The sequence below is a fragment of the Lysobacter sp. TAB13 genome, assembly GCF_052113885.1.
Lineage (GTDB): Bacteria > Pseudomonadota > Gammaproteobacteria > Xanthomonadales > Xanthomonadaceae > Lysobacter > Lysobacter gummosus.
In genome coordinates, this window is the sequence record NZ_JBFRDR010000026.1 from 1 (window position 1) to 18,225 (window position 18,225).

Annotated in this window: 15 protein-coding genes; 11 read left to right on the top strand and 4 right to left on the bottom strand. The window is 66.2% G+C overall.

The window, feature by feature from the left end:
- The 5 genes from AB4Y92_RS22060 to AB4Y92_RS22080 all read left to right on the top strand — a co-directional run.
- On the top strand, positions 1-438 hold a 438-nt coding region (locus AB4Y92_RS22060), incomplete at its 5' end, for a helix-turn-helix domain-containing protein (protein WP_441821609.1).
- Between the two features lie 658 nt (positions 439-1,096).
- Positions 1,097-3,493, top strand: a complete 2,397-nt coding sequence (locus AB4Y92_RS22065; RefSeq protein ID WP_441821610.1) for a S8 family serine peptidase — start codon at positions 1,097-1,099, stop codon at positions 3,491-3,493.
- Positions 3,494-3,990: 497 nt separating this feature from the next.
- Positions 3,991-5,361, top strand: coding sequence for a hypothetical protein (locus AB4Y92_RS22070; RefSeq protein ID WP_441821611.1), 1,371 nt, complete (start codon positions 3,991-3,993; stop codon positions 5,359-5,361).
- Positions 5,362-5,371: 10 nt separating this feature from the next.
- Complete coding sequence (locus AB4Y92_RS22075) at positions 5,372-5,866, top strand: hypothetical protein (protein ID WP_441821612.1); 495 nt, start codon at positions 5,372-5,374, stop codon at positions 5,864-5,866.
- The gene (locus tag AB4Y92_RS22080) at positions 5,863-7,833 is read left to right on the top strand and encodes a GMC family oxidoreductase (RefSeq protein WP_441821613.1); all 1,971 of its coding nucleotides are present in this window, start codon (positions 5,863-5,865) and stop codon (positions 7,831-7,833) included. The genes AB4Y92_RS22075 and AB4Y92_RS22080 overlap by 4 nt, the downstream gene beginning before the upstream one ends.
- A 275-nt stretch (positions 7,834-8,108) precedes the next feature.
- On the opposite strand, the gene AB4Y92_RS22085 is transcribed toward AB4Y92_RS22080, so the two are convergent.
- Positions 8,109-9,056 carry a helix-turn-helix transcriptional regulator gene (locus AB4Y92_RS22085; protein WP_441821614.1) on the bottom strand — a complete coding sequence of 316 codons (948 nt, stop codon included), beginning with the start codon at positions 9,054-9,056 and terminating at the stop codon, positions 8,109-8,111.
- Positions 9,057-9,158: 102 nt separating this feature from the next.
- On the opposite strand from AB4Y92_RS22085, the gene AB4Y92_RS22090 reads away from it, so the two are divergent.
- Positions 9,159-9,566, top strand: coding sequence for a GFA family protein (locus AB4Y92_RS22090; protein WP_441821615.1), 408 nt, complete (start codon positions 9,159-9,161; stop codon positions 9,564-9,566).
- Between the two features lie 82 nt (positions 9,567-9,648).
- A complete protein-coding gene (locus tag AB4Y92_RS22095; RefSeq protein ID WP_441821616.1) occupies positions 9,649-10,113 on the top strand; it encodes an MmcQ/YjbR family DNA-binding protein in 465 nt (154 codons plus the stop codon).
- On the opposite strand, the gene AB4Y92_RS22100 is transcribed toward AB4Y92_RS22095, so the two are convergent.
- Complete coding sequence (locus AB4Y92_RS22100) at positions 10,025-11,452, bottom strand: aminotransferase-like domain-containing protein (protein WP_441821617.1); 1,428 nt, start codon at positions 11,450-11,452, stop codon at positions 10,025-10,027. The two genes, AB4Y92_RS22095 and AB4Y92_RS22100, sit on opposite strands and share 89 nt — an antisense overlap.
- A gap of 228 nt (positions 11,453-11,680) precedes the next feature.
- Here AB4Y92_RS22100 and AB4Y92_RS22105 point away from each other — a divergent pair, with 228 nt between their 5' ends.
- The 4 genes from AB4Y92_RS22105 to AB4Y92_RS22120 are packed head-to-tail and all read left to right on the top strand — an operon-like array spanning position 11,681 to position 13,603.
- On the top strand, positions 11,681-12,037 hold the full coding sequence (locus AB4Y92_RS22105) for a hypothetical protein (protein WP_441821618.1): 357 nt from the start codon (positions 11,681-11,683) through the stop codon (positions 12,035-12,037).
- A complete protein-coding gene (locus tag AB4Y92_RS22110; RefSeq protein WP_057941446.1) occupies positions 12,034-12,240 on the top strand; it encodes a twin transmembrane helix small protein in 207 nt (68 codons plus the stop codon). The genes AB4Y92_RS22105 and AB4Y92_RS22110 overlap by 4 nt, the downstream gene beginning before the upstream one ends.
- A gap of 53 nt (positions 12,241-12,293) precedes the next feature.
- The gene (locus AB4Y92_RS22115) at positions 12,294-12,674 is read left to right on the top strand and encodes a cupin domain-containing protein (RefSeq protein WP_441821619.1); all 381 of its coding nucleotides are present in this window, start codon (positions 12,294-12,296) and stop codon (positions 12,672-12,674) included.
- A complete protein-coding gene (locus tag AB4Y92_RS22120) occupies positions 12,671-13,603 on the top strand; it encodes an ADP-ribosylglycohydrolase family protein (protein ID WP_441821620.1) in 933 nt (310 codons plus the stop codon). The genes AB4Y92_RS22115 and AB4Y92_RS22120 overlap by 4 nt, the downstream gene beginning before the upstream one ends.
- Before the next feature lie 343 nt (positions 13,604-13,946).
- Here the strand turns inward: AB4Y92_RS22120 and AB4Y92_RS22125 are convergent, their stop codons facing one another.
- The gene (locus tag AB4Y92_RS22125; protein WP_441821621.1) at positions 13,947-14,291 is read right to left on the bottom strand and encodes a hypothetical protein; all 345 of its coding nucleotides are present in this window, start codon (positions 14,289-14,291) and stop codon (positions 13,947-13,949) included.
- Between the two features lie 140 nt (positions 14,292-14,431).
- The gene (locus tag AB4Y92_RS22130) at positions 14,432-17,884 is read right to left on the bottom strand and encodes an amidohydrolase family protein (protein WP_441821622.1); all 3,453 of its coding nucleotides are present in this window, start codon (positions 17,882-17,884) and stop codon (positions 14,432-14,434) included.
- Between the last annotated feature and the right edge of the window lie 341 nt (positions 17,885-18,225).

Below are 18,225 nucleotides of genomic sequence, written 5' to 3' on the forward strand. Positions count from 1 at the left end.
GACCTGCCGGTGCTGGCGCCGATGGCGCTGCGCGAGATTTTCTATCGCGTGCTGATGGGCGACCTGGGCCATCGCCTGCGCGCGCTGGCGGTCACCGACAGCCGCTCCAGCCGCGTCGCCAAGGCGGTCGCGGTGCTGCGCCAGCGCTATCTGCAGCCGCTGTGCATCGAGGACCTGGCCGACGAAGTGCACATGAGCACCTCCTCGCTGCACCACCAGTTCAAGGCGGTGACGACGATGTCGCCGCTGCAGTTCCAGAAGCATCTGCGCCTGCACGAAGCGCGCCGGCTGATGATGGTCGGCGGCATCGAAGCCGTCGCCGCGGCCCATCGCGTGGGCTACGAAAGCCCGTCGCAGTTCTCGCGCGAGTACAAGCGCCTGTTCGGCGCGCCGCCGCCGTCGGAAGTGGTGTTGGCTCGGGGTGCGCCGCAGGGGTGAGGTGGGGCGCGTGGTCGGCCTTCGGTGTCGTCGAAGTTCCCGGTTTTGACATGCCCGCCGTCGTGGCGGGTTATCTCATCGCGATCCGCTGAGACGCGCGGCGCGATGAGGTGATGCGATCGCGCGAGGCCGCGTTCGCATCCAATCGTTCAGTGCATTCATCATCGTCGATGTGACGACAGGTGTGCGGCGACGCCTGCGCGCGGTCTATCGATCCGAACATCGACCCGATATTCATCGGGCATTCCCGCGCAAATTTCCGCGTCCATCGCACCTGAAAAAACGTTTCGACTGAAACCGACCCCGCACCTGTGCAACGCCCGCACCGATAGCGGATCCCCATCGCGAATCGAATCTATCCCGTCTGCGAAAACAGGGTAGGGAGCCCGCCGCGCATCTGCGTTGATGCGCGCTGCGCGTAAGAAATCGTTATGAAATTTCGTGCTGTATGAATGCATATCGAGTGATGGGGGGATGTAGTTCTTTTTGCGTTTGAGGATTGAGCGTGCCGAAAACGCCTCTCTCCCCACCCTCATCGGCGCGCCGCCATCGCTGTTCCATTTCTCCGCATCAAGGTCCTTATGCCTTGGCCGTGGCGGGCGCCTGCGCCCGGCGGCAGCGGGTGACCATGTCTGAAACCAGCATCAGGAATGAACGAATGAAGAAGATGTCGTCGAAAAAATTCGCCGTGCTCGGCCTCGCCGCCGCTTGCGCCACGGTGTTGGTGTGGTCGCGGCAGCAGACCCAGGCGCCGGATGCCGCGTCCGTCGGCGCGCTCGCCGGCGCCAATGCCGCCAGCGTCGCCGCCGGTTCGGTGTACGCCTCGATGCAGCCGGTGGCGATGAACGCGCCCACGCCGCGCAACGCCGCGCAAAGCAAGCTCGGCGCCGGCCAGTTGTTGCAGGCGGTGCAGGCCTTGTCGCAATCGCAGAGCCAGAGCGGCGGCGCGTCCGCGCCGTCGGCGTCTTCGCAGCGCGGCCCGGCGTATCGCGGCGCTTCGGTGGCCGAGCAGATCGCCGCGCTCGATCGCGCCGGCATTCCCTCGCGCTTCCGCGATGGCGAGAAGGTCAAGGTCAACGTCGATCTGTCGCTGACCTACGATCAAGTGCAGAACCCCAGCTTGCTCGACCGCGCGACCGCGTCGCTGCGCGAGACCTTGCTCGCCGCCGGTATGCAGGCGCATCAGATCAACGGCTCGCCGAGCATCGAAGCGTCGGTGCCGCTGGCGCGCCTGGAATGGGTCGCCGGCCTGCAGTCGGTCGCGCAGGTGTCGTTGATGACGATGTCGCAGACCACCGCCTTCAGCGACGGCGCCACCGCCAGCAACATCGATCAGCTGCGCGCGCTCGGCAATTACGATCAGCTCGCCGCGGGCTTGCGCAGGGAACTCAAGGGCGAAGGCCTGACCATCGCCGTCGTCGATCACTTCAACAACCTCAACGGCGCGGTCAAGGCGCTGCAGGACGCCGCGGAGTGGCCGCAGAACAGCGCCGCCGAAGCCGACAAGCTGACCCTGACCGCGTCCACCAACGGCGCCTTCGGTTATCGCGGCGAACCGCACGGCAACGCGGTCACCGAAATCGCCTACGACATCGCGCCGTCGGCCAAATTCCGCCTGTACGACAACACCGGCGCCGCCGACTGGGTCAGCGCGATCCAGGACGCGGCCAATCTCAACGCGCAGAACGTGGCCCAGGGCGAGCCGCGCGCGCAGGTCATCACCGCGTCGCTGGGCTTCAACCTCGCCGCGCCCGGCGACGGCACCGGCACCGGCAGCGAGCTCAAGGGCCTGTACGAAGCCATCGACGCGGCCAAGAACAACGGCGTGATCGTGCTCAACGCCGCCGGCAACGAAGCGCAGGTGCATTGGGACGACGACAGCACCGCCGGCGCGGGCGCCAATGTGTTGCAGGACTTCCTGGTCGGCAATGTCGGCGCCAACGGCGCGGCGATCGTGGAAAGCATCAATCCGCTGACCATCGACGGCCGCTACGGCGGCTGCATCCCGGTCGGCGCCCGGACCCAGAAGGACCGCGACACCTTCGAGTTCGACGTGTGGCTGGGCTGGAACGACTGGACCAGCGCGAACAACACCACCAACGCCGACTACCGCCTGGAGCTGGTGCGTTGGGCGGATGCCGTGACTCGCAACGGCCGCGTAGTCACGCCGGCCGGTTGGGTGGCGGTGGCGCAATCGGATTTCGCCCAGACCGGCGCGGCCGGTCAACAGCCGCTGGAATTCATTTCCTACCAGGCGCCGGCCGCGACCAAGACCACCGCCTGCAATGCGCAGGGCTTCGACCCCGCGCGCTTCGCCGGCGGCGGCAAGTTCGGCGTGCGCATCACCCGCAAGACCGCGGGCGTGAACAACTTCCTGCGCCTGATGAACTCGGGCTACAACTTCCAGTACGCGCAGACCGCGCGGTCGCTGATCCATCCGGCCGATGCGGCCAGCGTGATCACGGTGGCGGCGCTGGATGCGGCGACCTCCAATCTGGAAGCCTACAGCTCGCGCGGCCCGGTGCTCGGCGCCGGTGGCGCGCGTCCGGCCGGTCAGGCCGCGGGCAACGCCAAGCCGGATCTGGCCAACTTCGCCAACGTCGATACGGTGTCTTACGGCGACAACGCCTTCAACGGCACGTCCTCGGCGACGCCGCACGCGGCCGCGCTCGCGCTGCTGGGTCTGCAGCATCAGCGCCAGTTGACCAACGCCACCGTGCCGGCGCCGTTGCCGGCCAATGCGACCGCACAGCAGAAGACCGAACGCGCGGCGTTGCTTAAGCAGCGCAACGTCAATCTGGCCGATTCCACCTACGACGCGCTGGTCTATGTCTCCAGCACCGGCGGCAACGACCTGGGCGATGCCGGCTTCGACGCCAGCTACGGCAACGGACGTTTGAAGTTCCACGCCAACGCCGAGTCGTGCTTCCTGTCGGCGACCTACGACGCGAAGTACCGTTCGCTGCTGCCCGCGCAGGCCTCGCCGCTGCCGGCCGGACAGAAGAGCTACGAGCAACTGCGCATCGACAACAGCGCCACCTGCGCCGCGAACTGACGCAGCCCGGCCTTCGCCGCGGATTCGCGGCGAAGGCTTCCCCCTGCACCGGGCCTCGCGCCCGGTGTTTTTGTTTTCGCGGCCTGGGTTGATCGCAGGCTTCGCCGCGCAATGTCTCGCTGCAGCGCAAACAAGCTTCGCGCGCGCTCACCCAAGCTCACGAACGCACTACCCGGACTAACTGTTTTCGCCGCCCATCCGGCTTGCGTGTTGCGTGCCGCTGGAACAAAGAACGCAATCCTCGCGGGCCGCAGGACAGCGTTTTCGCGCGCAAGGCAAAGAAACTCCGGATATTTTCCTTCTGCCATGCGCGTCGCATTTTTGCCTCGCGCCGGCCGGTAGCGTCCGACCCCGACGCGAAGCAGCCAGCGATTCGATCGCCAGCCATCGTACTTCGGCCTGCGTTCCTTTGTGCGTCCGCGCTCGCGCGGACGGCTGCCTGCATCGCGACCCGGCGACACCTTCGCTTCGGTCCATCAGGGAACAGAGGACAGGCCATGAATCATCGATATCGCTCCGGCCCGCCGTTGCGCACACCGCTGGCCGCGGCGGCGCTGGTGTTCGCGCTCGCCGCGTGCACCGACAGTCATCTTCGGCCCGAGCCGCACGACACCTTGTCGCGCGCCGACATCCGCAACCATGCGCGAAGCGGCGACACGTTGCCGTTGCCGCCGTTGAGTTCGACGATTCCGCTCGAAATCAGCGTGCCGCAGCAGAAACCGAATCTGCAGGATCTGCAGGACGATTTCGATCTGTTCTCGTGGCAGTCCTTCGTCGCGGTGAACTGGCCGGCCGGGCCCGACGGCAATCCCAAGCCGGGCGCGAGCATCGGTCCGGACGTGCCGACGGTGTGGGAGAACTGGAAGGAAAGCCGCGACATCTTCCTGCCTGGCGGCGCCACGCCGCCGCCGTGGGGCCAGGACCCGCCGCCGCCGGACGTGTGCAAGGGCAAGGGCGCGGCCACCTTGAACCTGACCCAGGTCGGCAAGACCCCGAACGTGCTCGACGAAAGCGGCGAGCCGTTCGAGACCGGCCCGCTGATCGACCAGAACGGCCAGTACGTGCGCTTCGCGATCATGGCCAATCAGGACATGTTCAACACCATCGTCAGCGACGGTCTGTACAGCAAGGCCGGTCAGGCCAAGTTCGCTCAGCCGGCCAACTTCGCTCAGCCCAAGGGCTCGAAGAACGTCGGCGCGATCATGATCAAGTCGTCGTGGAAGGTGATGGGCGCAAACGACGATGTCAGCCGCTTCCACACCATCCAGGCGCTGGTCTACACCAATCCGGGCGAACACGAGGGCGTCGCCGCGGCATGCAAGCGCCAGACCGTGGGCCTGGTCGGCTTGCATATCGCGCACAAGACCGCCGATGAGCCGCAGTGGGTGTGGTCCACCTTCGAGCATGTGGACAACGTGCCCAGCGACGGTGAGCCGATCGACAAATCGCATTACAACTTCTACGACAAGAACTGCACGAAGAACTGCGGCGTCAACCAGCCGCCGCCGCGGCCGTGGAATCCGAACGCGGCGCATACCCAGCCGACCCAGGTGATGCGCGAGATTCCGCTGACCGCATCGACCAAGGCGCTCAACGCGCGCTATCAGGCGGCGTTGCAGAAGAGTTATCCCGGCACGGTGTGGGCGAACTACGAGCTGATCAGCACGCAGTGGCCGACCAACGCCAACAATCCGACCGATCCCACCGGCAATCCGGCGCCGAGTTTCCTCGCCAACGCGACCTTGGAAACCTACATCCAGGGCAAGGTGCCGCAAGCCTCGTCGAGCTGCATGGCCTGCCACAACAACGCGACCATGACCAACGGCCTGACCTCGGATTTCACCTACCTGCTGCAGCGCGCGCAATAAGGAGAGCGACATGATCGATTACATGGAGTACTTCATCCGCCTCAGCGTCGGGCTGACCGGGTTCACCCGCGACGCGATCGCCCCGCAGATCGATCCGATCGACATCAAGACCGTGTACCTGCAAGTGTTCCGCAAGAATCTGGCCAACGGCATGGCCGATCAGATCATCGCGAACTACTACGGCTTGAACCAGGCCGAGGGCGGCCAGGACAAGAACCAGGAAGCCATCGCCGGCGCCTTGCTCGCCGGCACCTATCCCGACGAAGTGCTGGCCCTGCGCCAGTTGATCTACCTGTGGTACATGGGCGCGTGGCCGACGGTGCTGTATGACCAGTCGCCGACCCACGGCCAGACCTTCAGCGCCATCGTCTCGGCCACCAGCTACACGCAAGGGCTGGTGTGGCGGGTGATGCAGTCGCATCCGATGGGCAGCTCCAACTACACCTACGGCTATTGGGCGAGCACGCCGCCGCCGCTGCAGGCTTATCTGGAGAATCCGGCATGAGCATCACCGTCCCTGCGAACGGTTTCGACGTGGTGATCGTGGGATCGGGCATTTCCGGATCGATCATCGCCTATCAACTCGCGCTCAAAGGCAAGCAGGTGTTGATCCTGGAGGGCGGCCCGCCCGTGCCCAAGAGCCGCGAGGCGTACATGCAGACCTTCTTCGCCGCCGACGCGAAGACACCCGAGTCGCCGTATCCGCCGACCATGCAAGGCCCGGCCGGCAAGGGCAATCCGCTCGGGCAGCCCGATCCGGCTTCGCTCAACACCCCGCGCTATACCGTGCTGCAGATCAACGCCTGGCAGAAGCCGCTGCAGTGCTACTTCGTCTACGGCGCGCAGACGGCCAAGCGCGCCGACGATCCGGACATGCAGTTCGCCTTCGGCAGTTCCTACGAACGCGTCGCCGGCGGCACCACCTGGCATTGGCTGGGCACCTCGCTCAATCATCTGCCGAACGATTTCCAGCTCAATACCAAGTACGGCCAGGGCGTGGACTGGCCCGGCGGCGCGCAGTTCTACCAGAACCTGCTGCCGTACTACCGCCTGGCCACCGAAGTGATCGGCGTGTCGTCGGACAAGCCGCCCATGGTCGATCTGTACAAGACCTTCGATGTCGAACCCGGCGGCGACTACGGGCCCAACTACGACTATCCGATGCCGGGCATCGTGCCGTCGTTGAACGACGTGCTGTATCAGCAGAAGGTCACGTCCCTGAGCGTGGACGGCATTCCGCTGTTCGTCACGCCCACGCCGCAGGGGCGCAATTCGCGTCCGGGCAAGCGCCGCCAGTGCGCGGGCAATACCAACTGCATTCCGATCTGCCCGATCCAGGCCAAGTACGACGGCACCGTGACCCTGGCGCAGGCGCTGCAGACCGGCAACGTGCAGATCCAGTATCAGACCGTCGCCAACAACATCCGCCTGCAGGGCGATCAGGTCAGCGGCATCGACTATCTGACCTACGACAGCCAGACCGGGCCGTCCACCGGCAGCGGCACCGCGGTCGGCAAGCGCTATGTGCTGGCCGCGCACGCGATCGAGACGCCGAAGCTGCTGCTGATGTCCAATCGCAATCCCGGCTTTGGCAACGGCGTGGCGAACAGTTCCGATCAGGTCGGCCGCAATCTGATGGACCACGTGATGTATCTGGCCTGGGGCTTGTCCAAGGACCCGATCTACGCCTTTCGCGGGCCGCTATCGACCTCGGGCATCGAGACGCTGCGCGACGGCGCCTTCCGCAGCCAGCGCGCCGCGTATCGCATCGAGATCGGCAACGAAGGCTGGAACTGGGCGACCAACGATCCCAACACCACCCTGGCCGATTTCGTGTTCGGCCAGAACAACACCCAGTTGAACGGCGATTCGGTCAACCAGCAGGGCAAGGCGCTGCGTTTCGATCCTTCGCTGCCGGCTTTCAGCAAGCTTTACGGCTCCAAGCTGGTAGCCACGCTCAACGGCGTGTACACGCGGCAACTGCGCCTGGGCTATCTGATCGAGCAATTGCCCGATCCGGACAATCGCGTGCAGTTGTCCAACCTCTACAAGGATCACCTGGGCCTGCCGCGTCCGCAGGTGACTTACCGCATCCGCGAAGACTATGTGCGCAACGCGTTCGCGTCGGCGAAGGCGGCCTCGACGCAGATCTTCGCCGCGCTCGGCGCGACCGAGTACACCCAGGTGCCGGCGGCGCCGGTGCTGAGCGGGGCGGACGCCTCGCCGACTACGTTCCAGTACCAGGGCAACACGTACACCTTCTATGGCGCGGGCCACATCATCGGCACTTATCGCATGGGGACCGACTCGAAGCACTCAGTGGTCAACGCGCGCCAGCAGTCCTGGGACCATTCCAATCTGTACCTGGTCGGCAGCGGCGTTTTCCCGTCCACCGCCACCGCCAACCCGACCTTGACCATCGCCGCGCTGGCCTTGCAGGCGGCGGACCATATCCTCAGCGACCTCGGCTGACCCCACCGGGACGCAGGATGCTGCAGGGAGGGCAGAGGAGGCCGCGTCCGGGGAGGACGCGGCCTCGTTGCCGCCGTTGCGGAGAAGCTTTTGTGGGAGGTCTGTTGTGGGAGGGAGCTTTAGCCCCGATGCTTTTCGATCAGCGGCAGCAGAGCCCTGATGGCTTTAAAAGCGCCTGGAAGCGGAGGCTGGATTCGAATCGGCTGAGACAAAGGCATCGGGGCTAAAGCTCCCTCCCACAACAGACCTCCCACAACAGCTCCCTCCCACAAAATTCACTGCACCGCGCGCAACAACCGCTCCGCCACCGCGCGCAGTTCCGGCCGCCGCTCGCCGGCGTCGACCAGTTCGAACTCCACTCCGGTCAACGCCAGCAGCGCGAGTATTTCCTCCGGGGTCTCGCCGCGCACGTGCAGCAGGCAGGAGTGTTCGTCGATGTGTTCGAGCACGCCGCACCACGGCGGCAGCGACGCGGTCAGCGACTCGGCCGAGCCGCGCAGCTTGGCGCGCACGGTCGGCCCGTGCAGCGGCTGGCTGATCGCCCGCTGCACATACGCGGCCACGTCTTCCGGGAACACGCGCGGAACGAACCCGCCGCCGCCGCAACGCGCGGCCTGGATGCGGTCGGCGCGGAACAGCCGCCAGTCGTCGCGGCTGCGGTCCCAGGCCAGCAGATACCAGCGGCGGCCGCTGCTGACCAAGCGCAAGGGTTCGATCGTGCGGCGTGTGGCGCGACCGCCGCGATCGTTGTAGTCCATCTCGATCAGCAGATGGTCGCGGCAGGCGCCGGCCAGTTCGGTCAGGGTCTCGACGTCGGGGCCTTCTTCGCGCTGCTTCAACGACACGGTCACCGAATACAGCGCGCTGACCCGGCGCCGCAGCCGCGCCGGCAGCAGTTGGTCGAGCTTGCCGAGCAGGCCGACCGCGGTGTCCTCGATCCGCGCCACGCTGGCCGTGGCGCTGCGCAGCGCCACCACCATCGCCACCGCCTCGTCGTCGTCGAGCAGCAGCGGCGGCAGCGAAGCGCCCGCGGCCAGCCGATAGCCGCCGCCCACGCCGGTGGAGGCCTGCACCGGATAGCCGAGTTCGCGCAGGCGATCGACATCGCGGCGCACGGTGCGCGCATCCACTTCCAGCCGCTCGCACAGGTCGGCGCCGGTCCAATGGCGGCGCGATTGCAGCAGCGACAGCAGACGCAGCAGTCGGGTCGAGGTCTTGAGCATGGGGCCCAGTCTAAAACCTATTGAGGACAGGAACTGTCCTCAATGGATCGTATCCTGTGTTCGTCCCGGGGCCGTCCGCCCCCGCTATCGGAGAGAGCCCAGATGACCGTCCAGACCTACCAGGCCAGCTGCCACTGCGGCGCTATCCGTTATGAAGTCGATCTCGACCTTGAGGCCGGCACCGGGCGCTGCAATTGCTCGATGTGCGGCAAGCTGCGCAAGTGGGGCGCGCTGGTGAAGCCCGATGCGTTCCGTCTGCTCAGCGCCAAGCCGGAGGATGTCGGCACCTACCAGTTCGGCACCTTCAGCGGCACCTACCACTTCTGCAAGCACTGCGGCATCCATGCCTACGGCAGCGGCGATCTGGAAGTGCTGGGCGGCAAGTACTACTCGGTGAATATCGCCTGCCTGGACGTGGATCACGAGGTGTTGGTGGCAGCACCGATCAAGTACATGGACGGCCTGAACAACAACTGGTTCGAAACGCCGAAGGTGACCGCGCATATGTGAGTGCCGGCGCATCATCGGGGCGACCGCGGCCGCGGCATCGCCCCGCATGCGAACATGCGCGCACTTCCGATTCGCTTCCGTCATGGACACCAACGCCGTAAAAAAACATTGCCGCGCCTATCCGGGCGCGGAAGAAAGCCTGCACGGCGCGCCGTCGAACATCCTGGTCTACAGCGTGGGCGGAAAATTCTTCGCCTACTTCAAGACCAGCGAGCCCGAGCGCTGGCGTTTCAGCTTCAAGACCTCCTCCGACCGCTTCCTCGAACTCACTGGCATCCCCGGGGTCAAGACCGCGCGCTTCATGGGCCGCTATCACTGGGTGACCGTGGTCGATGTGCGCAGCCTGCCGGCGGAGTATCTGCGCGAGTTGATCGATTGGTCGTACCGGCGCGCGCTCGGCAATCTGAGCCGCAAGCGCCAGGCCGAAGCGCTGGCCGATGCCGGCGAAGCGCAGCGCCTCAGGCTGGCGCCGATCGCGCCGCCGAAAGCTCGCCCAAGACTTTTAGCGCAGCGTCCACCCGTGCATCGAGTGCGTGGCCGTAGTTGAGCCGCAGGCAGTGGCCGTGGCCGCGATGCGCGGAGAAGATCGGCCCCGGCGCGATGCTGATGCCGCGCTGCGCGGCCTGGCGCTGCAAGGCCAGGGCGTCGCGATCGGGCGGCAGTTCGATCCACAGGAAGTAGCCGCCGTCCGGCCGCGTCACCCGCGTGCCGCTGGGGAAATAGCGCGCCACCGCTTCCAGGTACGCGGCCTGTTGTAGCCGCAAGGTCTGGCGCAGGCCGCGCAGATGGCGCTCGTAGCCGCCGCGCTGCAGATAGCGCGCGATCGCCAGCTGCGCCGGCACGCAGGTCGCCAGGGTGTTGGTGAGTTTGAGCCGCGCCACGCGCTGGGCGTAGCGGCCGGGCGCGGCCCAGCCGATGCGATAGCCCGGCGCCAGGGTCTTGGAAAACGACGAGCAGTGCAGCACCAGTCCGCGCGTGTCGAAGGCCTTGGCCGGCAATGGCCGGCGCGCGCCGAAGTGCAGCTCGCCGTAGACATCGTCCTCGATCAGCGGCAGCTCGTGCCGCGCCAACAGTTCGACCAGCTCGCGTTTCTTCGCCTCGGGCATGCTCGCGCCGAGCGGATTCTGGAAGCTGGTCATCAGCCAGCAGGCCTTGGGCGCGTGGCGGCGGCGGATCGCGGCGTCGAGCGCGCCGAGTTCGATGCCTTCGCGCGGATGGGTCGGTACTTCCACCGCGTGCAGGCCGTGACGCTCCAGCGTCTGCAGCGCGACGTAGAAGCACGGCGATTCGACCAGCACCGCATCGCCGGGGCGAGTGGTCGCGGCGATGCACAGGTTCAGCGCTTCGATCGCGCCGTTGGTGACGACCAGATCGTTGATGCCCAACTCCACCGCGCCGATGCGGTAGCGCAGGGCGATATGCCGGCGCAGTTCGGCGTTGCCCGGGGTCAGGTCGTCCACCGTGCTGCGCGGGTCCAGGTGCACGGCTTCGTGCGCCATCGCCCGGCCGAGTTTGGCCAACGGAAACAGCGACGGACTCATGAACGCCGAACCCAGCGGCACGATGTCGCGCGCCATCGCCGATTCCAGCACTTCGAACACCAGCGCGCTGATGTCCACCGCGCGCGATTCGCCGTCGGGCGCGGACGCCGCATCGGGTTCGGGCAGCAGCGCGTGGACGTGCTCGCTGACGTAGTAGCCCGAACGCGCGCGCGGCCGCACCAGGCCTTGGGATTCGAGCAGGTAGTAGGCCTGGAACACGGTGGCCGGGCTGAGCTTGCGCGCCGCGCTGGCCTGGCGCACCGAGGGCAGGCGCTGGCCGGGGCGCAGCAGGCCCTGGCGGATGGAGCGGGCGATGTCGTCGGCCAGGGTCTGGTAGCGCTTCATAGGGGTCGCTGTGGCTGATCGAAGGGCGTCGGGGCTGAAGCCCCTCCCACAAGAGCGACCCTCCCAGCAGGGCCGGTGGTCGGCGCTTTCGAATCCCGAATCTCCAATCTCGGACAAATCCGAGACTGATCCGGTTTTTCTTACAGAATCTGAGTCTACGCAATCTGAGCCGGCAGGCGAACAATGGATCTCGCAGCAAAAGCTGCGTCATCGCCGCTACTCATCACCATGAACCCGCAAGTCGAATTCAACCTCGCCCTGATCCTGTTCATCCCCTGGTTTTCGATCCTGGCCTGGCTGTTCTGGGCCTACCCGCGCCAGCCGCGAGGCGGCGCGCGCACGCTGTTCGACAGCGCCAGCCTGATCCTGGCCACCGCGGCCGCGTTCTGGGGCATGCACTGGAGCATGCTCAACGCCGATCCGCAGGCCGGCGCGATCTGGAAACAGGTGCTGGCCACCTCGATCGCCTACGGCCTGTTCTTGCTGGTCATGACCACGGCGATCGCGCTGCGCTGGCGCTGGTTGCGCGGCCGCACTGCCTCTCCCGACACCACAGGCCCGCTCACGGGCAAGGTCGAATCATGAAACTGCTGTTCGTCGCCGCCTTCCTCGGCGTGATCCTCTACAACCTCGGCGCCGGCCTGTACTACATGCTGGTCGATAAGGGCACCAGCAAGCGCACGGTCAACGCGCTGACCCGGCGCATCGGTTTTTCGATCGCCTTGATCGCGCTGGTGATCGTCGGCATCGCCACCGGCGTGGTGCAGCCGCACGGCGTGGGCGCCTGAGCGCGGGACATCGCCTGCGCTAAGCTGCGCCGATCCGACCGCAGCGACCGCCGATGACCGCCGCCCGCATCAAATCCAACGCCGACACCGCCGAGTACTACTTCGAAGAACGCTGCCATGTCGTGGAGTGCTGGAACAGCGCCGACGACGCCCAGACCTCGATCGCCCGCATCCGCGTCGAGCCGGGCGTGACGACGCGGCTGCATCGCCTGCGCAGCACCGCCGAGCGCTATGTGATCGTGCAAGGCCGCGGCCGCATGCAGGTCGGCGACATCGCGCCGGGCGAAGTCGGCCCGGGCGATGTCGTATTCATTCCCGCCGACGCGCCGCAACGCATTACCAATCTTGGCGACGACGATCTGATCTTCCTCGCGATCTGCACCCCGCGCTTCGTGCCCGAGTGTTACGACGACCTCGAACCGGAGGCGGCATGAGCGGATTGCGCGAACGTTACCTGGGCTGCCTGCTCGGTCTGGCCTGCGGCGACGCGGTCGGCACCACGGTGGAATTCCGCAGCCGCGGCAGTTTCGAACCGCTGACCGACATGGTCGGCGGCGGGCCGTTTTCGCTGCGCGTGGGCGAGTGGACCGACGACACCTCGATGGCGTTGTGCTTGGCGGCCAGCCTGATCCACTGCCGCGGTTTCGACGCGCGCGATCAGATGAATCGCTACTGCAACTGGCGCGATCACGGTTACCTGAGCAGCAACGGCGAGTGTTTCGACATCGGCGCGACCGTGAGCGCAGCGTTAGACCGTTATCGCCGCAACGACGACCCCTATGCCGGCGACCCCGGCCCGCGCGCGGCCGGCAACGGCGCGTTGATGCGATTGGCGCCGGTGCCGATGCTGTGGCGGCGCGATGCGGAACTGGCGCGGCATTACGCGGCCGAATCCACCCGCACCACCCATGGCGCCGCCGAAGCTTTGGATTGCTCGCGCCTGTTCGCCAGCCAAGTGCGCGCCGCGCTGATGGGCGCGGGCAAGGAAGCCGTACTTACGCCGGCGATGACGCCGCCGGATAGCGACAAAGTCGCGGCGATTCATGCGCGCGCTTATGCGGGGAAGGTTGAGAGCGAGATCGTGGGGTCGGGCTACAGCGTCGCCTCGCTGGAAGCGGCGTTGTGGTGTTTCCTGCATACCGATTCGTTCGAGGCGGCGATTCTGCGCGCGGCTAATCTGGGGGATGACGCTGATACCACTGCGGCGATTTGCGGGCAGGTAGCCGGGGCTTACTACGGGGTCGATGCGATTCCGCGCGGGTGGCTGGACAAGTTGGTGATGCGCGAGCAGATCGTGACGATGGCGGAGACGTTGTTGGATCTTTCCGAACATCCGGAAGCGCTTGAAATTCGCCCCCTTTGAAAAAGGGGGCTGGCGCCTGGGTTGATCGGTTTCGAAGTGAGCCTTCAATGCGCCGGGGGATTTGCTTTTCGCGTGATGCCTAAGGTTGCGCGGTCAAAAGCAAATCCCCCCTAGCCCCCCTTTTTCAAAGGGGGGAACAGCAAAGGCAAAGGCGACAGCGGCAACATGCGAGGCGACCAATAAAATTCGCCCTCTTTGAAAAAGGGGGCTGGCGCCTGCGTTGATCGGTTTCGAAGTGAGCGCTTAGTGCGCCGGGGGATTTGCTTTTCGCGCGATGTATGAAGTTGCGTGGTCAAAAGCGAATCCCCCCTGCCTCCCTTTTTCAAAGGGGGGAACAGCACGATCAAGCCGCAGTCACATCCCGCAACTCCCACCCACTACCCGCCAGCAACCGCAAGCGATGCTTGAGCACCGTGCCCGACAACGCCGTCACCGCGACCAGATCCATGCGCAGGTCCCGCTGTTCGCCCTGTACGGTGGCATTCGGATCGGTCGCACCCAGGCTCGGATCGACTTCGTCCGGTTCGGGTTGCTTCGCCCGCCAGCGTTCGAACAGCGCGTCGCCGCGCAAGGCCGCCTGCAACTGCGAGGCGAAGCCCTCGGCGCTGACCGCGGTGAACGACAGGTCGGCGTCGCTGCCGCGCGCGCGTTCGCCGTCGGGGATGCTGAGGTAATAGCGAGTGGCCATCGGATGTCTCGGCAAAAGGATGGCGTTCAGGGTAATAAGCCGCGCATACGCCGGGCGTGAATGCGGCGTTGCCGGATCGGAATTCTGCCGGCCGAGGTCGCGGTTTGCTCGCTCAGGCCGGCCATCGCCGAATCCGGCGATCAATCCTCCTCGCCGTCGTGCGCCTGATGCGGCCCATGGCCCTTGGGGCAATGACACACCGAGGTCGGGCCGAATTCCACGCCGAAGGTCTGGCCGTCGCGATGACGCTGCCAATAGAACTTCGGCGCCTTCTCGGCGCGGTTGCCCAGCTCGGCCATGTCGGCATCGACGTCGAACAAACGCCCGTCCACCATCACATAGCGCGTGTCGATGGTCGCGCGGATGTTCTCCAGCGGATTGGTGTTGAGCACGACCAGATCGGCCTTCTTGCCGGTCTCCAGCGAACCCAGCTGCCTGGACAGGCCCAGGTAATCCGCGCCGTCGATGGTCGCCGCGCGCAGCGCTTCGAAATTGCTCATGCCGCCCTGGGTCAGCATCCAGATTTCCCAGTTCGCCGACAGGCCCTGCAACTGGCCGTGGCCGCCGACCTGGATCTTGACGCCGGCATCGCGCAGCTTCTTCACCGACTTGGCGACCTGGATATGCCAGTAATCCCAGTCCGGCGCGGTCTCGCGGCGGATCGAGCGCGCATCCAGGGTTTCGCGCGGGAAGAAGCGGTTGAGCTTCTTGTCTTCCCAGACGTTGTCGCGCGCATACCACCAGTACTCGCCCGACAGGCCGCCGTAGCTGACCACCAGCGTCGGCGTGTTGCGCACGTCGGTCTGCTTCCACAGCTCGACCACGTCCTTGTACAGCGGCGCGACCGGGATGTTGTGCTCGATGCCGGTGACGCCGTCGAGGATCATCGGCAGGTTATGGTTGAAGGTCGATCCGCCTTCCTCCACCACCAACATGTTCAACTCGCGCGCGGCCTGGTTGATCTGCTGGTGCTGTTCGCGCCGCGGCTGGTTGTAGCTCTTGACCGAGAACGCGCCGTTGGCCTTCATCCGGCGCAGATGGCTGCGCGCGTCGTCGAGCGAGTTGATCACCGCCTTGAAGTCGCCGTCGGCGCCGTACAGGATCGTGCCGGTGGAGAACACGCGCGGGCCGACCATCTTGCCGGCCTTGAGCAGTTCGGCCTCGGAGAACACGAACTCGGTGGTCGCCGAGGGATCGTGCATGGTGGTGATGCCGAAGGCGAGGTTGGTGTAGTACGCCCAGTTCTGCTGCGGCACCACGCCCTGGCCGAAGTGCGCGGCGTGCGCGTGCACGTCCACGTAACCGGGCAGGATGGTCTTGCCGGTGGCGTCGATCACGCGCGCGCCGGCCGGCACGGCCACCGAGGCGCTGGCGCCGACGGCGACGATCTGATCGCCGCGCACGACCACGGTGCCGTCTTCGATCACATCCTGGCTCTTTTCCGCATCGCGCATCGTCATCACCCGCGCATGGGTGAAGGCGACCGTGTCCTGCGGCGTATAGACCGGCACCTGCAGGCCGACGCGGATGCCCGGTTCGTCGGCCGACGGTTTGGCCAGCGTCGCCGGCGCGCCGGGCAGGAACGAGAACGCCTGATTGAGCGGGCGCGAGTAGTAACGGTCGCCGACCATCCAGTGCAGCGACTTGGAATCGGCCGCCCAGTGCAGATAGCTGCCGACATCGGCGCTGACCTGCGCGACCGGCAGCGCCTTGCTGTCCTTGCTCAGTTCGACCGAAGTGCCGGCGGTCATCAGCGGCGCGACGTAGGCGTTGAACAACTCGGTGAACGCCACCCACTTGCCGTCCGGGCTGATGCTGACCGAATCGACGTACTTGAGGTTGAAGACTTCGCGCTCGTCCTCGCCGTTGAGGCCGACCGACATCAGCTTCTTCTTCATGCCGCCGCCGCTGAGGTAGTACACGCGGGTGCCGTCGGCGCTGAACTGCGGCGACTCGCCGCTGGTGGCCACGCGCAGCGGACGGCTGCCGTCGGCGTTCATCACGTAGATGCCGCGATCCATCGACCACAGGCTGCCGGTGAGGCCGCCGCCGCCGGTCTTGGAATAGACGATGCGGCGCCCGTCCGGCGAGAAGCGCGGGCTGTAGTAGAAGCCTTTCTCCTGCGTCAGCCGCTTGCTGCCGCCGCCGTTGGCGCCGGTGACGTAGATCATGCTGAGCGCTTCGTCCGACCAGGTCGTGTACAGCAGCTTGTTGCCGTCGGCGCTGAAGCTGGGCTGGTATTCGTAGAGGTTGTCGTTGCCGGTCAGGCGTTCGGGCTTGCCGTCGGGCAGGCGCTTGCGCCACAGCTGGCCGACCGCGTGGAAGATCAGAGTCTTGCCGTCGGCGCTGGTGGCGACATCGCGGATCATCTTCGGATCGAAGCGGCCAGCGTCGAGGGTCTGTTCGAAACGCAGCGGCTGCGCCACGGTCTGTTCGACGTTGGCGGTGAAGGCGATCGGCTCGTGCTTGCCGTCGGCCATCGACACCCGCCACAGCTTGCCCTGCGCCCAGATCACCACCGATTTGGAGTCCGGCGTCCAGGCGAAATTCGCGTACGGGCCGAAGATCGCCCACGCCTCCTGCATGTCGTGCGAGAGCCCGTCCCACACCGGCCGCGCTTCGCCGCTGGCCAGGTCGAGCACGTGCAGCACCGACTTGTCGCGGATGCGCTTGACGAAGGCCAGCGACTTGCCGTCGGGCGAGGGCTGCGGACGCACCGCGCCGCCGGCGGTGTCGATCACCGTCGCGGTCTTGCCGCTGGCGCGTTCCAGGCGCTTGATCGCGTAGATGGTGTCGTGGGGGTTCTTGTTGTACTGGAAGCTCGGGCCGGCGGTGACGTCTTCGGAGTAGTAGACATAGCGGCCGTCGGGCGACACCGCCGGTTCGCCCAGGTCCTGTTGATCGTTCTTCTGCTTGGTCAGCTGCAGACCGCCGCCGCCGCCGGCGGCGTGATAGATCCACAACTCGCCGGCGCCGAGCGAGCGTTCGCCGGTGAAATGCTTGCGTCCGATCAGGAACTGGCCGTCGGGCGTCCAGGCCGGGTTGTTGAGCAGGCGGAAGTCTTCCTTGGTCACCGCGGTGGGGTTGCTGCCGTCGGCGCGCATGCGCCACAGGTTGTTGCCGCCGCCGCGGTCGGAGGTGAAGGCGATTTCGCGGCCGTCGGGTGAGAAGCGCGGCTGCACGTCCCAGGCCGGGCCGCTGGTGATGCGGCGCGCCTGGCCGCCGCCGATCGGCAGCAGGTAGATGTCGCCGAGCAGGGAGAAGGCGATCTCGCGGCCGTTGGGGGCGACGTCCAGGTCCATCCAGGTGCCTTCGTCGGTGTCGAAGCGCACCGTCTTGGTCTGGCCGTGCGGCGCGCTGACGTCCCACTTCTTCTCGTCCTTGTCGCCGGGCTTGCTGGCGCCCTTGGCGGTCTGGACCGAGGCGCGGGCCGGATCGGTGCCGGCGGGCTTGAGAGCGTCCTGCTCGAGTTGCACGGCCGGCTTGTCGCCGTCTTTCTTCTCCTGCGGCGCGGGCTGCGGCGGAGTCTGGGCGAGGGCCGGGGCGGCGAGCGCGCTGGCGAGCGCGAGGACGAGCAGGCGGTGACGGGTCATCGGAGCGGCTACCTGGACGGACAAAGTCCGCAGGCTAACCCGGCCGGTGGTGCGGGGGCCTGGGCTGGAAGTCGTGTTTGGGGAAGAGACTTGAGCGTCATCTCTCCAGAACGTCATTCCCGCGAAGGCGGGAATCCAGAGACTTCAGCGTCATCTCTCCAGAACGTCATTCCCGCGAACGCGGGAATCCAGCGACTTCAAAGGTTCTCGCACGAAAGGCCCTGGATTCCCGCGTTCGCGGGAATGACGGTAGGTGGGGACGCTGTTGCCGATTGCCGATTGCCGACTCCCGAATCCCGAATCCCGAATCCCGAATCCCGAATCTCGAATCTCGAATCCCG

What these genes read in the sequence shown, in the direction of transcription:
- AB4Y92_RS22065 (WP_441821610.1), top strand. Translation starts at nt 1,097, where the DNA reads ATGAAGAAGATGTCGTCGAAAAAATTCGCCGTGCTCGGCCTCGCCGCC.
- AB4Y92_RS22070 (WP_441821611.1), top strand. Translation starts at nt 3,991, where the DNA reads ATGAATCATCGATATCGCTCCGGCCCGCCGTTGCGCACACCGCTGGCC.
- AB4Y92_RS22075 (WP_441821612.1), top strand. Translation starts at nt 5,372, where the DNA reads ATGATCGATTACATGGAGTACTTCATCCGCCTCAGCGTCGGGCTGACC.
- AB4Y92_RS22080 (WP_441821613.1), top strand. Translation starts at nt 5,863, where the DNA reads ATGAGCATCACCGTCCCTGCGAACGGTTTCGACGTGGTGATCGTGGGA.
- AB4Y92_RS22085 (WP_441821614.1), bottom strand. Translation starts at nt 9,056, where the DNA reads ATGCTCAAGACCTCGACCCGACTGCTGCGTCTGCTGTCGCTGCTGCAA.
- AB4Y92_RS22090 (WP_441821615.1), top strand. Translation starts at nt 9,159, where the DNA reads ATGACCGTCCAGACCTACCAGGCCAGCTGCCACTGCGGCGCTATCCGT.
- AB4Y92_RS22095 (WP_441821616.1), top strand. Translation starts at nt 9,649, where the DNA reads ATGGACACCAACGCCGTAAAAAAACATTGCCGCGCCTATCCGGGCGCG.
- AB4Y92_RS22100 (WP_441821617.1), bottom strand. Translation starts at nt 11,452, where the DNA reads ATGAAGCGCTACCAGACCCTGGCCGACGACATCGCCCGCTCCATCCGC.
- AB4Y92_RS22105 (WP_441821618.1), top strand. Translation starts at nt 11,681, where the DNA reads ATGAACCCGCAAGTCGAATTCAACCTCGCCCTGATCCTGTTCATCCCC.
- AB4Y92_RS22110 (WP_057941446.1), top strand. Translation starts at nt 12,034, where the DNA reads ATGAAACTGCTGTTCGTCGCCGCCTTCCTCGGCGTGATCCTCTACAAC.
- AB4Y92_RS22115 (WP_441821619.1), top strand. Translation starts at nt 12,294, where the DNA reads ATGACCGCCGCCCGCATCAAATCCAACGCCGACACCGCCGAGTACTAC.
- AB4Y92_RS22120 (WP_441821620.1), top strand. Translation starts at nt 12,671, where the DNA reads ATGAGCGGATTGCGCGAACGTTACCTGGGCTGCCTGCTCGGTCTGGCC.
- AB4Y92_RS22125 (WP_441821621.1), bottom strand. Translation starts at nt 14,291, where the DNA reads ATGGCCACTCGCTATTACCTCAGCATCCCCGACGGCGAACGCGCGCGC.
- AB4Y92_RS22130 (WP_441821622.1), bottom strand. Translation starts at nt 17,884, where the DNA reads ATGACCCGTCACCGCCTGCTCGTCCTCGCGCTCGCCAGCGCGCTCGCC.